The organism is Dactylosporangium salmoneum, assembly GCF_039532525.1.
GTDB classification, from domain to species: domain Bacteria; phylum Actinomycetota; class Actinomycetes; order Mycobacteriales; family Micromonosporaceae; genus Dactylosporangium; species Dactylosporangium salmoneum.
In genome coordinates this window covers 37997-51766 of record NZ_BAAARV010000142.1, presented here as the reverse complement: position 1 = coordinate 51766, position 13770 = coordinate 37997, and the positions used below count along the sequence as shown (strand labels likewise).

Genomic DNA, 13770 nt, shown 5'->3' with positions numbered 1-13770 from the left:
TCTCGCCGGGCGTGCGCGGAACCTCGACGCGCGGACGCCCGGGACTTCGGCGTGGGGGTGCACGGAACCTCGGCACGTGGTGCGCGGAACCTCGGCGTGGAGGTGCGCGGGGCCGCGGACCGGCGGTGGGCCCGGTTCGGGGTTACGAGGCCAGGGTGGCGTAGGAGCCGGCGGCGGTGAGCAGGGCGGCGTGGTTGCCCTGTTCGATGACGCGGCCGTGGTGCAGCACTGCGATCTGGTCGGCGTCGCGGACGGTGGAGAGGCGGTGGGCGATGGTGATGGTCGTGCGGCCCTCGGACAGGGTGTCGAAGGCACGCTGGACGGCGCGTTCGGTCTCCGTGTCGAGAGCGCTCGTGGCCTCGTCCAGGATCAGGATGCGGGGGTTGCGCAGGAGGGTGCGGGCGATGGCGATGCGCTGCTGCTCGCCGCCCGAGAAGCGGTGGCCGCGGGAGCCCACGACCGTGTCGTAGCCGTCCGGCAGGGCGGCGATCAGGTCGTGGATCTGGGCGGCGCGGGCCGCGGACTCCAGCTCGGCGTCGGTGGCGTCGGGCTTGGCGTAGCGGAGGTTCTCGCGGATGGTGGTGTGCAACAGGTACGTCTCCTGGCTCACCACGCCGACGACCGAGGCCAGGTCGGTCAGGCGCAGCTCGCGCAGGTCCACGCCGTCGATGGTGATGCGGCCGGCCGTCGGGTCGTACAGGCGGGCGATCAGGGCGGCCAGGGTGCTCTTGCCCGAGCCGGTCTCGCCGACCACGGCCAGGGAGCTGCCGGCGGGGACGTCCAGGGTGACGCCGGCGACGGCGGCCGCCTCGGTGCCGGGGTAGCTGAAGGTGACGTCCTCCAGGCGCAGGTGGCCCCGGACGTCCGGCAGGGGTCGCGGGCGTGCCGGGTCGGCGACCTCGACGGGCAGGTCCAGGTATTCGAAGATGCGCGCGAACAGCGCCAGCGAGCTGGTCAGCGCCACGCCGACGCCGAGCAGGCCCATGAGCGGGCGGAACAGCCCGGCCTGCAGCGAGGTGAAGGCAACCAGGGTGCCGATGCTCAGCGCGCCGGCGGTCATGGGCAGGCCGGCGCTCAGGTAGATGACCGCGGGGATGGCGGCGAAGATGATGCTCATCGAGGCCATCCGCCAGCGACCGGCCAGCTCGGAGCGCAGCTCCAGGTCGATCAGGCGCTCCGACGACGCGCTGAAGCGGTCGATCAGGGCGGCCCCGGCACCCATCGTCTTGCTGAGCCGCACGCCGGAGACGGACAGGCCCTCCTCGATGGTCACGTTGAGGTCGGCCAGCTCGCGCTGGCGCTGGGCGGTGATCTCGCGGCGCATGCCGGCGACCCTGCGGGTCAGGTAGATCGCGGGCGGGAGCACCACCAACGAGACCAGCGACAGGCGCCAGGACAGCGCGGCCATCGCGACCGCGGTGGCGATGGCCGTGGTCAGATTGGACGCGATCGAGGTGGCGGTGTTGGTGACCACTGCCTCCATGCCGCCGATGTCGTTGGTGATGCGGGACTGGACCTCGCCGGTGCGGGTGCGGGTGAAGAACCCGATCGACTGGCGTTGCAGGTGGGTGAAGACGCCGGTGCGCAGCCGGTGCATGACCAGCTGGCCGACCTTCGTCGACAGCCAGGTCTGGACCACGCCGAGCGCGGAGGTGACGGCGGCGACGGCGACCATGCCGAGCACCAGCCAGACCAGCAGGCGGGTGTCGCGCTGCGGCAGGGCGCGGTCGATCACCTCGCGGAGCAGGAACGGCGAGGCCATCGACAGCACGGACGACGCCACGATGATGAGCACGACGACGGCCAGGCGGCCGCGGTGCTCGGTGAACAGCCGCCCGATGCGGGCCAGCGACACCCGCTTGGCCTGCTCCTTCTCGGCGGCGCTGACCTTCCGGGGACCGCGGGCGCGGGTGGGGTGATTGGGCTCCAAGGGTGGTTCCTTTCGGTTGAGATGTAGTGAGGCTACCTCACTATGAGGTTGCAACACCAGTTTGTGCTAAGCTGTTCCCGTGGAAGAGGAGAGCATCTCGGAGCTGTTCTGGGGCGTCGCGCGGCGGCTGCGCCACCAGTCGCACGAGACGCTGCAGCCGCTGGGGATCACGCCGGGGCAGGCCCGCGCGCTGACCGTGCTGGCCCGGCACGGCACCATGCGGCCGAGCGAGCTCTCCGAGCACCTGAAGATCGCGCCGAGGTCCACCACCGAGGTCGTCGACGGCCTCGAGGACCGCGGGCTCGTCGAGCGGCTCCCCGACCCGGCGGACCGGCGGGCCACGCTGGTCGAGCTGACGGAGGCGGGAGGCACCGTCGCGGAGAAGATACGAGCCGAGCGTGGCGCCCAGGGCGAGCGCTTCTTCGCGGCACTGCCCGAGGCGGACCGGGCGGAGCTGGCGCGGATACTGGCGACACTGCGGGCATCGGAGGCGCCGTGACCGATGCGCGCGAGCACGGGCCGCCGGGGCGACGGGCCCTCAACGACCAGCCGAGCGCCCGCGGCCAGCCGAGCTCCAACGGCCGGCAAGGCCCCGCGGCCGGTCGGGTCCCAGCGGCCGGTGGGCGCCAGCGGCCAGCTGAGTCCTAACGGCCGGTCAGGCACTAACAGCCGGAGACCCCCAGCGGCCAGTCGGGCGCCAGCGGCCAGCTGAGCCCCAACGGTCGGCAAGGCCCCAGCGGCCGGCCAGACCCCAGCGGCCAGTCGGGCGCTAGAGGCCAGCTGAGCCCCAACGGCCGGTCAGGCGCCAGGGGCCGGCCAGACCCCTGCGGCCAGTCGGGCGGCAGCGGTCAGCCAGCGCCGGCACCTCGCTGACCGGAGATCCGGCGAATCGCCCCGGCATGGGCACGGCCGGGGACCCGGCGAATCGCCCGGCAGGGGAAACCGGCCGGAGATCCGGCGAATCGCCCCGGCAGGGGCACGGGCGCTCCTGGGCACTGCCGGCGACAGGGGCATTGGCGGCGACGTACCGACGCGTCGCGGCCGAGGACAGGACGCGCCGCAACGGATTGCACCTGCCGACACGCCCGCGTAGCGCCGGCCAGGCACCAGGCGTCGACCACGCACGACGCCACACAGACGCGCGACGCCACAGACGCACGACGCCACACGCCGGTGGAGCGCTGGCTGCGGACAGGACGCGCCGTAGCGCGGGTGCCCGCCGGCAGGCAGCGGCGTATCACCCGCCGGGCATGAGCGTCTACGGCGCACGGGGTCGCACAGCGGGTGGTGCGGTGGGCTGTGCCCGCCGGCACGCACCCCCGCATCGACAGGCACGGACTGGCGTTCGCTGCGTGGCGGGAGGGTGCGAGGTGGGCCGGTCCGGGGGCGCATAGTCGCGGTACCCCGGGTATCAGGGCACGCATGATCAATGCACGCGAGCACGGGCTGACCGGGGACGGGGTCGTCAATGATCAGCCGGCCCTTCAGCGGCTCGTCGATGCCTGCCGGCCGGGGGACGTGATCTACTGTCCGGCCGGCACGTACGCGATCCAGGATGCGGGCACCATCTGGCGCACCGGGGTCTCGCTGATCGGGGACGGGCCGGCGGCGACCCGGTTCGTGCTGGGCAACCCCGGGGCGCCGCAGACGCCGGTGCCGCTCGCGTTCTGGACCACGCTGCAGCACGGGGCCTCGGCGCAGCGGCCGATCGCCGACGTGACGTTCGCCGGGTTCGAGATCGACGGCATCCAGGTAAGGCTGCCCGGGTACGACGTACTGGCCAAGGGCCTCGGCCTGCAGTACGTGCTGCGCGGCACCTTCCGCGACCTGTACATCCACGACACCCCGGCGACCGGGTTCGGCTGCGACTTCCTCCAGGACAGCACGGTCGAGCGGGTGGTCGCGATCCGCTGCGGCCGGCTCGACTCCGGCTGGGAGAAGGGCGGCGCCGGGATCGGCATCGGCGTCGGGGGCTGGGGCGCGGTCGAGCGGCTGACGGTGACCGAGTGCGTGGCCCTGGCCAACGGGACCAACGGCATCTTCGTCGAGCTGCAGGACGCGGCGTGGACGCCGCCGCGGGGCATCCGGATCACCGGCTGTCACGCCGAAGGCAACAAGTACGGCATCTCGGACTGGGGCGCCGACGGGCTGCTGGTCAGCGGCTGCATGATGATCGGCAACCGCACGGCCGGCTTCGACGTGTCCGGGCAGGGCACCACGCACATCGCCGGGCGTTACGGCGTCATCACGGGTTGCGTGGTCGACGACAATCCCGGCGACGGCATGAGCATCGGCAACACCCCCGGCGGCTACACCGTCAGCGCGAGCAGGATCAGCCGCAACGGCGGGCACGGGTACCGCCAGCACAACCTGCCCGGCGCGATCCGCATCCCGGCGGCCGACATGGTGCTCGACGGCAACGACATCTGGGACAACGCGGGCGACGGCATCCGCATCGACGGCGCCCTGATCGACCCGTTTTTGGTCAACAACCGGATACGCGGCAACGGTACGGTCGAGAGCCCCGCCGCCGGCATCACCGTCAACGCCCGGGTCATCTCGGCGACGCTTCGCAACCAGCGTATCTGGGACCGGCACTCGCCCCCGACCCAGCCGGTCGCCGTGAAGGTGACGGAACACGGCGAGCTGGCCGACCCGGTCTACCTGGATCCGGACTGAGTCAGCTGAACCCGGACCGAGTCAGCTGAACCCGGACTGAGTCAGCTGAACCCGGACCGAGTCAGCTGAACCCGGACCGAGTCAGCTGAACCCGGACCGAGTCAGCTGAACCCGGACCGAGTCAGCTGAACCCGGGCTGAGCCAGCTGCATCCGGGCTGAGCCAGCTGCATCCGGGCTGAGCCAGCTGCATCCGGGCTGAGCCAGCTGCATCCGGGCTGAGTCAGCGCCGCCGGGACGCGCGCAGCAGCGGCCGGGCGACGCCGAGGAACAGCACCAGCGCGACCAGCAGGGCACCCGCCCCGACGAGCACCACCCGCCGCACCGGCGGGCCGGGCAGGACCGGCGGACCGGCCGACGCCGGCGGACCGGGCGCGGGCGCGAGGCCCGCCTCCCCCGTGGGCTCGCTCAGCGGCGCGGTGAGCGCCGCGTACGGGTCGACCAGTCCCGCCCCGAACTGGTCGTCGCGCCCCGGCGGCCCCTTGTCCTGGGCGGTGCGCAGCACGCGGTCGACCACGGCGTCGGCGTCCAGCTGGGGGTACTTCGACCAGACCAGCGCCAGCACCCCCGACACGATCGCCGCCGACCCGCTGGTGCCCGACCCGACCGCGAAGCCGGACGGGTAGCGGGCCTTGGGCGCGGCACCGATGATGTCCTGGGCCGGCGCGGCGATGTCGACCTTCGGGTCGGCGATTGAGCCCTCCCAGGCCGAGCCATCGCGGTTGGTGCCGCTGACGGTCAGCACGCCCGGGTACCGCGCGGGCAGCGGCACGTGGTCGTTGCCCTGCGGCCGGTTGCCCCCGGCGGCGACGAGCACGGCCCCCTTCTGCCGCGCGTACGCGATCGCCGCCTGCTCGTCCGCCTTCGGGGTGTCGTCGGCGAGCGCGAACGACAGGTTGATGATCTTCGCGCCGTGGTCGGCGGCGTAGCGGACCGGCTCGGCAAGGTCCCCGCGCGTGCTGCCGCCGGCGGCCGAGCGCTCGCCGATCGGGATCGCCACCGGCAGGATCTTGGCGTGCGGGGCGATGCCGAGCATGTGCAGGCCGCCGTCCCCGCCCCGGCCGGCCAGCACGGTGGCCATCTGGGTGCCGTGCCCGTCGGGGTCCTCCCAGCCCTTGTCGCTGCGCACCCCGTTGGTCCCGGCCCCGGGCAGCAGCGCCCCGGCGAGGTCGGGCTGGCCGCTGTCGACCCCGGTGTCGACGACCGCGACGACGACCCCGTCGCCCTTGGCCAGCTGCTGCGCCTTGACGACCTGCAGCGCGTCGAGCCACCACTCCTGCTGCCGCACGGTGTCCGCCGCGGCCGCCGGCGCGCCGGTGAGGAGGACCGCGGCGACGAGCACGGCCGCGATCAGCGATCTGGCCGACCCGCGGATGCGCACGAGGGCACCGTACTCAGGCGGAGGGCGCCGGGGAACGGGCGCTAGCCGACCTTCCAGAGCCGCACGACGCCGTCGCGGGAGCCGCTGGCCAGCAGGCCGGCCTCGGCCGGGCTGTAGGCGAGGGCGTCGATCGGGCTGTGGGCCTGGTCGAACGGCTGCCCGTCGGGGGCCAGGGACGAGGCGTTCCAGATCCGGATGGTGGCGTCGTCGCCGGCACTGGCCACCCGGGCGCCGGTGCGGTCGAAGGCCACCGCGTTGACCGCGCCCTTGTGGCCGGTGAGCCGGCTGGCCGCGATGCCGGCCTGGTCGGGCCAGAGCAGGACCGAGCCGTCGCTGCCGCCGCTGGCCGCCTCGCCGTCGGCATTGACCGCCACGGCCCGGATCGCGCCGCTGTGCTGGGTCAACGTCTCGACCGGCTCGGCGGCGCCGCCGTTCGCGGTGCTGTACCGCGCGATGGCCGGCTGGTCGCCGCCCATCACCAGCTGGTCGGCATCGGCGGGGTCGAACGCCAGGGCCCGGACCGCGCCGCCGGACAGGACGTCCAGCTCGGCGGTCTGGCGGCCGGTGGCCAGGTCGTACACGACGGCGACGCCGCCCTCGCCGCCCACCGCGAGGGTCTTGCCGTCCTTGTCGAAGGCGAGCGCGGCGACGGCGAACGAGCGGGCGGGCTGCACGGCCGGGGCGTGCTCGGCCCGGGTCGTGGCGTCCCAGACGTGGATCTTCGCGTCCTGGCCGGCGGCGGCGACGAGCTTGCCGTCGGGGCTGAACGCGACGGCCGCGAGCGGGGTGCCGGCGTCGATCGGGGCGCCGTCGGCGTCGTGGCCGGAGACGCTCCAGAGGCGGACCTTGCCGTCGGCGCCGGCGGTGGCCAGCCGGCGGCCGTCGGGGCTGAACGCGACGGCCCGCACGGCGCCGGAGTGGCCCTTCAGCTCGGCCACGATCGGACCCCGGGTGAGCCAGCGGACCGCCGAGATGCCCGCCACGACCACCGCCACCACGACCACCGCCGCCACCATGAGCCTTCCCCGCCGCGGCCCCGCGGCCCCGCCCGAGGTAGGCCCGCCGGCCGGCGGCGTGGCCGGGGCGGGCGGCGCGGCAGGAGCCGGGGAAACAGCAGGAGCCGGAGAAGCAGGAGCAGCCGGGGACACCGGAGCCGCCGGCGAAACGGGAGCGGCGACGACCGGCGGGGACACAGGGGCTGGGGCAGGCGGGGAGACGGGGGCTGGGGCAGGCGGGGAGACGGGGGCCGGGGCAACGACGGGCGTGGGCTCGGTCGGAGGCGCGGACGCGGCCGTCGACACCGGGGCCAGCAGGCTGCCCTCGGCGACCACGAGCTCGGGCTGGTCCACGATGGTCGGCGCGATCCGCAGCGCCCGGTGCAGCAGCGTCGCCGCGAGCGGGATCCGCGACGAGCCGCCGACCAGGAACACGCCGCCGATGAGCTCCGGCGTCATCTCCGCGTCGCGCAGGACCTTCACGGTCAGGGCCACGGTCCGGTCGAGCATGGGCCGGGCGGCCGCCTCGAACTCCTCCCGGGTGAGGTGCACGTCGGTGCCGACCAGGGGCAGGTGCAGCTCCGCGGTGGCGTGCCGGGTCAGCTGCTCCTTGGCCGCCCGGGCGCCGGTCCACAGCGAGCGGCGGGCCTGCTGGTCGTCGGTGTCCTGCGGCCAGTCCAGGCGGCCCCACGCGGCCGTCGCGCCGGAGGTCAGGCCGCGGGCGTGGGCCACGACGGCGGCGTCGAGGTCCAGTCCCCCGAGGTCGGCGAGGCCGTCGGCGGCGGCCACCTCGAAGCCCTCGGCGCCGCGACGCACCACGCTCACGTCGAAGGTGCCGGCGCCGAGGTCGTAGACGACCACGCACCGGCCGGGCGGGAGGTCGCGCACGGTGGCGAAGTACGCGGCGGCGGCCACGGGCTCGGGGACCAGGCCCGGCTCGGGCAGGTCGGCCCGCGCGGCGGCGTCGGCGAGCAGGCCGAGCCGGGTGCGGCCCCAGGCGGCGGGGTGGGTGAGCACCACCTCGTCGATCGGCGCGCCGGCCACCCGCCGGGCCTCGCTGTGCACCCGGTGCAGGACGGCGGCGAGGACGTCGGCCACGAGGTACTCGCGCTCGCCCAGCCAGACGGTGCCGTCGTCGATGCGCCGCTTCGGATTGGCCTCCAGGCCGGCGGGGCGGGCGATCGCCGCCCGCTCGGCGTCGAGGCCGGTCAGCAGCTCGGGGGCGGCGCCGGCGAAGACCGCCGAGGACAGCAGTGGCGAGGCGTCGAAGAGCAGGGGGCGGGTGGCCGCCGGCCCGGCGAGCACGGCAACGGTCGTGGAGGTGCCCAGATCGATGCCGAGGCGGTAGGCCACCCGCACACTGTACGCAGTACCGCCAATGGGTTATCGCGGGGTCAGGACGAACAGCGGAATCGAGCGGTCGGTCTTGGTCTGGTAGTTGTCGTAGTCGGGCCAGGTCGCCGTGGCGCGCTTCCACCACAGCTCCTTCTCCTCGCCGGTGGCCTCTCGCGCGGTGTAGTCGCGGCGCACCGGGCCGTCCTGGAGTTCGACGTGCGGGTTGGCGACGAGGTTGTGGTACCACACCGGGTGCTTCGGGGCGCCGCCCTGGGAGGCCACGACGGCGTACTCCCCTTCGTGCTCCACCCGCATCAGCGGCGTCTTGCGGATCTTGCCGGACTTGGCGCCCAGGGACGTCAGCACGATGATCGGCCGGCCTCGCATGGTGTTGCCCTCGGCCCCGCCGGTGCGCTCGAAGAGCTCGACCTGCTCGCGCGCCCAGTCTGTCGGGCTCGGCTCGTAGTCACCGCTCAACGGCATGACTGCTCCTTACGGTTCGGTGGTTTCGGATTCGACCGTACCCGCTTCGCCGTCGGCCTTCTCGCGTTCCTCCGCCTCGTGCTCGTCCGCGGGCCCGGCGCCGGGCGGCCCGTCCTCGTCCGTGGGCTCGGCGCCGGGCGGCTCGTGGTCGTCCGTCGGCTCCCCGTCGGGGTGCTCGGCGAGGTACCGCACGGCGGTGTTGCCGATCGCGAGCAGCGGCACGGCGACGAGCCCGCCGATGATGCCCGCGGCCACGACGCCGGTGGTGATGGAGAGGATGATGGCGAGCGGGTGCAACGCCACCGCCCGGCCCATGATCAGGGGTTGCAGGACATGACCCTCCAGCTGCTGTACGGCGATGACGACGCCCAGCGTCAGCAGCGCGGTGACGGGGCCCTGTGTGACGAGCGCGACGAGCACGGCGACGGTCCCGGACAGCGTGGCCCCGACGACCGGGATGAACGCGCCGAGGAACACCAGGGCGGCCAGCGGCAGGGCGAGCGGCACGCGCAGGAAGGCGATGCCGACGCCGATGCCGACGGCGTCGACGAAGGCGACCAGCACGGTGGCGCGCACGTAGGACACGAGCGTGAACCAGGAGTAGTACCCGGCCCGGGCCACCGGCTGCTCAGCCTGCCGGGGCAGCAGCCGGCACAGGAACCGCCAGATCTGCCCGCCGTCGCGCAGCAGGAAGAACAGGGTGAACAGCACCAGGAAGAAGCCGGTGACCAGCTCGCCGATCGTGGTGGCGGTGGTGAGCGCGCCCGACGTGAGCGCGCCGCGGTTGGACGTGACCTGCCGCTCCAGCGCGTCGATGGTGTTGTTGAGCTGCTGCTCGGAGATGTGCAGCGGGCCCCGGGCGAGCCAGTTGCGGATCTCGTTGAGGCCGCCGCGGACCTGCCCGGTGAGGTTGTTGAACTGGGCGATGAACGTATAGACGATGACGCCCAGCCCACCGAAGACGACGAAGAGCCCGCCGACCAGCACGATCGCGGCGGCCAGCGAGCGGTGCAGGCCGCGCCGGCGCAGCAGGTCGGCGGCCGGCTCCAGCAGCGCGGCGAGCAGGATCGCCACGGCGACGGGGACGATCACCAGGTGCAGCGCCGCGATGAGCTTCAGCAGCAGGTAGCCGGCCAGGACGAACAGCACGATCCGCCAGGCCCAGGCCCCCGCGACCTTGATGCCGCGGGGGATGGCGTCCTCCACAGTGGACGCCGGGCGCACCTCGATCGGGCCCGGGTAGGGCGGGATGGTGCGCGGCGCGCTGAGGCGGGACTTGGCCCGCGCGCCGACCTGGGTGAACCACGTCGTCATGCCGGGCCAGTACCCCCGAAAAGGTGGCGCAACCGGTGGGCTCTACCTGCTACTTCTCCCGGTCGTAACGGGACAGGGCGCTCGGGTCGTCCTTGTTCGACAGGCGCCAGATGTCGCCGTTGCAGGTGTATTGCTGCGGGTCGAGGTTGGGCTCCAGCTCGATCCGGCCCTTCTCGGCGCCGTCGATGTTGACGATGACGGTCGTGGTGGCCTCGCCGCCGGCGTACGTGATGATGCCGTCCTTGGTCGACAGCTTGTACTCCGAGCGGCCCTGCCACGTGGTGTTGACCGTGCGGCCGTCGTCGGTCTTGCCGGTGTACACCGTCTTGCTGTCGTCCTCGATGGCGTTGCCGTCGGCCCGGATCTCCCAGATCTTGCCGCCGCCGGTCATCTTGACCTTGCCGATCTTCTCCTTCTTGTCGACGTCGGTGCCGGTGAAGTCGACGATCTTCTGGTACGTCGTCTGCTTCCACTTGCCGACCAGGCACGAGTCGACCGGCCCGGACTGCGACGGGGCGGTCTGCGGGGTCGTGCCCTTGTCGTCGGAGGAGCGCAGCCCGATCACGACGATGACCACCACCGCGATCACGACCACGACCGAGCCGGCCACCAGCCCGGCGACCCAGCGGTTGCGGCGCGGCCCGGCCGGCGGGGCGGACTGCATGGGCGGCACCGACTGCACCGGCGGCGCGCTGTACGGCTGCGCGTAGGGCACGGCGGAGTACGGCTGCTGCGGGTGCTGCTGCTGCGGCGGCTGCTGGGGGTACTGCGGGTACTGCTGCTGCGGCGGGTACTGCTGTGGCGGCGGCTGCTGCGGGGGGTACTGCTGCGGCGGCGGCTGCTGCGGGGGGTACTGCGGCGGCTGCTGGGGCTGCCCGTACTGCGGCTGACCGTATTGGGGTTGGCCATAGGGCTGCTGAGGCGGGTAGCCGCCCGGCGGTGTCTGGCCGTACGTCGGGTCCACGTCGGTGATCCTCCCCCAATGCGCACGCGGACAATCCGCGTCATTCGCCACCGAGAATGGCATACCCCCGGATCTTTCGCAGGCCGCGCGATCCGGCAAAAGCCGCGAAACGCCCCGCGGCTGACCAGCAGAATTCCACTCGGCACCAACTGGCCGACCCACTTGGGGCCGTTGTGTGTGACGATCGATCGCAGCGGGTACCTGTCGGCCACCGGGCAGGCCCGTCGGAGGAGGTTGGGCGCCATGCTCAGCGAGAGCGAGCAGAAGAGGCTCGCGGACATCGAAGCCGCACTGCGCAGCGACACGCGCTTCGTCAATGGATTCAACCGGGCCATGACCCGCCGCATCACGCCCCGCCGCGTGACGTCGGTCGTCATCGCCATCGCCGCGGTCGTCGGCGTCATCGTCGGCCTGGCCGCCGGCAGCGTCCCCGGGACGGTGCTGGGTATCTGCGCCCTCGGTGTCGCCGGCGGCGTGTGGACCTACCGGCCGGCCCACTCCGAGCCACCGGCACCCAGCGACGTGGACATCAACGGCTGACCCCCTGCCGCTCGCGTTCCCCGGCCGCGCCGGGGAACGCCGTCTTATGAGGCCTCCGCAAGGGGGCCTCGCCGGTAGAGCCGATCTTGCGCGCCGGGTCGAGTCGCGTTCCCCGGCCGCGCCGGGGAACGCCGTCTTATGAGGCCTCCGCAAGGGGGCCCCGCCGGTAGAGCCGATCTTGCGCGCCGGGTCGAGTCGCGTTCCCCGGCCGCGCCGGGGAACGCCGTCTTATGAGGCCTCCGCAAGGGGGCCTCGCCGGTAGAGCCGATCTTGCGGGCCGGGTCGAGCGGCGGGAGAGTTGTCCCATGTTGCCGCCGATTGTCCGCCTCAAGGCGGCCCTGAACGGCGGGCGGCCGCCCGGCGCCCACCCCGGGCTGCCCTGCACGCCCGCCGACCTCGCCACCTCCGCGCAGGCCGCCGTCGCCGCCGGGGCCGAGGCCGTCCACCTGCACCCGCGGGCCGCGTCCGGGGCCGAGTCGCTCGACGCCGCCGACGTGGGCGCGGCCGTCGCCGCCGTGCGGCGGGCCTGCCCGGCCACCCCGATCGGCGTGACCACCGGCCTGTGGATCACCGGCGGGGACGCCGAGGCCCGGCGGCGGGCGATTGCGGGCTGGGCGGGGCTGGAGCGCCACCTCCGCCCGGACTTCGCCTCCGTCAACGTCTCCGAGCCGGGCTTCACCGCGCTGGTGGGCATCCTGGACGAGCTGGGCGTGGCCGTCGAGGCAGGCGTGTGGAGCGTCGCCGACGCGGACGCCCTGTCGATCGCCGGCCGCGTGCCCCGGGTGCTCGTCGAGGTCATGGGCCCGGACTCCGACGACCCGGAGGCGATCCTGGCCCGGCTCGACGAGGCCGGGGTGCCGGGCGAGCGGCTGCTGCACGGCGAGGGCGAGCGGTGCTGGCCGATGGTGGCGCTGGCGGGCCGGCTCGGCCTGCCGACCAGGATCGGACTGGAGGACACCCTGACCGGCCCGGACGGCGCCCCGGTCCCCGGCAACGCCGCCCTCGTCCACCTGGCGCTGTCGGTGTGGTCGGCGGCGGCGGGCTAGCTAGCAAAGTGTCCGGGCCACCGCCGAGCGGCCGGCGGCGGGCCGGCGCGGCACGCTAGCGCCCAGGCCACCACCGAGCAGCCGGCGGCGGGCCGGCGCGGCACGCTAGCTAGCGCAGCGCCCAGGCCACCACCGAGCGGCCGGCGGCGGGCCGGCGCGGCACGCTAGCTAGCGCAGCGCCCAGGCCACCGCCGACAAAACCGCGCCCAGCGGCGCGTCGAGCAGGATGCCGGCGAGGGTGTCGGCGCGGGTCGGCCCCTGGTTCACGATCGCGATCGGCAGCCCGAGCTTGGCCGCCCGCACCACGAACCGCCGCCCCGACATGACGGTGAGCGAGGAGCCGAGCACGACCAGGGCGGCGGAGCGCTCGACCAGGTCGAAGCAGTCCTGCACGCGCGGGGCGGGCACGCTCTCCCCGAAGAAGACCACGTCGGGCTTGAGCATGCCGTCGCAGCCGGTGCAGCCGACCACCACGAACCCGGCCGCCTGCTCGTCGGTGAGGTCCACGTCACCGTCGGGGTTGATACCGCCGGCCTCGGCGGCGAAGCCGGCGTTGGCCCGCGCCAACCGGGCGTCGAGCGCGTCCCGGCCGGAGCGCTCGCCGCAGTCGAGGCAGACCACCCGGTCCAGCGCGCCGTGCAGCTCGATGATCCCGTCCGCCCCGCCGGCCTGGTGCAGCCCGTCGACGTTCTGCGTGATGATCCCGCTGAGCAGCCCGCGCGCCTGCAGCCGCCCGACGGCCCGGTGCCCGGCGTTGGGCGCGGCGCGGGCGATGGTCCGCCAGCCGAGGTGGCTGCGGGCCCAGTACCGGCGCCGGGCGATCGGGTCGCGGGTGAAGGTCTGGTACGTCATGGGCTGCGCATTGCGGCGCATCCCGCTCGGGCCGCGGTAGTCCGGGATGCCGGACTCCGTGGAGAGGCCCGCGCCGCTGAGCACGAGCACCCCGCCCTTGCCGACGAGCGCGCTGAGCGCCGCCACCGTCTGTTCCACGGCATCAATCTTGCCTCGGCGCGGCGGCGGTCAGATTGTCCATATTTCGCCGCTTATATGCGAAAAGTGGAACATATCCACGATGCAAGTTTCACGAGCCGATGGGAGGCGGTGA

11 protein-coding genes are annotated in these 13770 nt (G+C 73.8%); 4 read left to right on the top strand and 7 right to left on the bottom strand.

Features of this window, described 5'->3' with window-relative positions:
- Positions 1-142 precede the first annotated feature (142 nt).
- Positions 143-1855, bottom strand: coding sequence for an ABC transporter ATP-binding protein (locus ABD352_RS55450; RefSeq protein WP_425554012.1), 1713 nt, complete (start codon positions 1853-1855; stop codon positions 143-145).
- 154 nt (positions 1856-2009) lie between these two features.
- Between ABD352_RS55450 and ABD352_RS55445 the strand changes: the two genes are divergently transcribed.
- A complete protein-coding gene (locus tag ABD352_RS55445; protein WP_344620771.1) occupies positions 2010-2429 on the top strand; it encodes a MarR family winged helix-turn-helix transcriptional regulator in 420 nt (139 codons plus the stop codon).
- A gap of 923 nt (positions 2430-3352) precedes the next feature.
- Positions 3353-4609 carry a right-handed parallel beta-helix repeat-containing protein gene (locus tag ABD352_RS55440; RefSeq protein WP_425554003.1) on the top strand — a complete coding sequence of 419 codons (1257 nt, stop codon included), beginning with the start codon at positions 3353-3355 and terminating at the stop codon, positions 4607-4609.
- Between the two features lie 221 nt (positions 4610-4830).
- Here ABD352_RS55440 and ABD352_RS55435 read toward each other — a convergent pair whose 3' ends face one another.
- From ABD352_RS55435 to ABD352_RS55415, 5 genes are read right to left on the bottom strand one after another with little or no spacing between them, the layout of a single operon-like run.
- On the bottom strand, positions 4831-5988 hold the full coding sequence (locus tag ABD352_RS55435; protein WP_344620770.1) for a S8 family serine peptidase: 1158 nt from the start codon (positions 5986-5988) through the stop codon (positions 4831-4833).
- Positions 5989-6029: 41 nt separating this feature from the next.
- The gene (locus ABD352_RS55430) at positions 6030-8336 is read right to left on the bottom strand and encodes an Hsp70 family protein (RefSeq protein WP_344620769.1); all 2307 of its coding nucleotides are present in this window, start codon (positions 8334-8336) and stop codon (positions 6030-6032) included.
- A gap of 30 nt (positions 8337-8366) precedes the next feature.
- The gene (locus ABD352_RS55425) at positions 8367-8801 is read right to left on the bottom strand and encodes a nitroreductase family deazaflavin-dependent oxidoreductase (protein ID WP_344620768.1); all 435 of its coding nucleotides are present in this window, start codon (positions 8799-8801) and stop codon (positions 8367-8369) included.
- 9 nt (positions 8802-8810) lie between these two features.
- On the bottom strand, positions 8811-10115 hold the full coding sequence (locus tag ABD352_RS55420; RefSeq protein ID WP_344620767.1) for an AI-2E family transporter: 1305 nt from the start codon (positions 10113-10115) through the stop codon (positions 8811-8813).
- 49 nt (positions 10116-10164) lie between these two features.
- Positions 10165-11079: a lipocalin-like domain-containing protein gene (locus ABD352_RS55415; protein WP_344620766.1), complete on the bottom strand. Its 915-nt coding sequence runs from the start codon at positions 11077-11079 to the stop codon at positions 10165-10167.
- Positions 11080-11322: 243 nt separating this feature from the next.
- Between ABD352_RS55415 and ABD352_RS55410 the strand changes: the two genes are divergently transcribed.
- Both ABD352_RS55410 and ABD352_RS55405 read left to right on the top strand, forming a co-directional pair.
- On the top strand, positions 11323-11619 hold the full coding sequence (locus tag ABD352_RS55410) for a DUF3040 domain-containing protein (protein WP_344620765.1): 297 nt from the start codon (positions 11323-11325) through the stop codon (positions 11617-11619).
- 305 nt (positions 11620-11924) lie between these two features.
- The gene (locus ABD352_RS55405) at positions 11925-12665 is read left to right on the top strand and encodes a 3-keto-5-aminohexanoate cleavage protein (RefSeq protein WP_344620764.1); all 741 of its coding nucleotides are present in this window, start codon (positions 11925-11927) and stop codon (positions 12663-12665) included.
- A gap of 168 nt (positions 12666-12833) precedes the next feature.
- Here ABD352_RS55405 and ABD352_RS55400 read toward each other — a convergent pair whose 3' ends face one another.
- On the bottom strand, positions 12834-13664 hold the full coding sequence (locus tag ABD352_RS55400) for an NAD-dependent protein deacetylase (RefSeq protein WP_425554011.1): 831 nt from the start codon (positions 13662-13664) through the stop codon (positions 12834-12836).
- Positions 13665-13770: the final 106 nt, after the last annotated feature.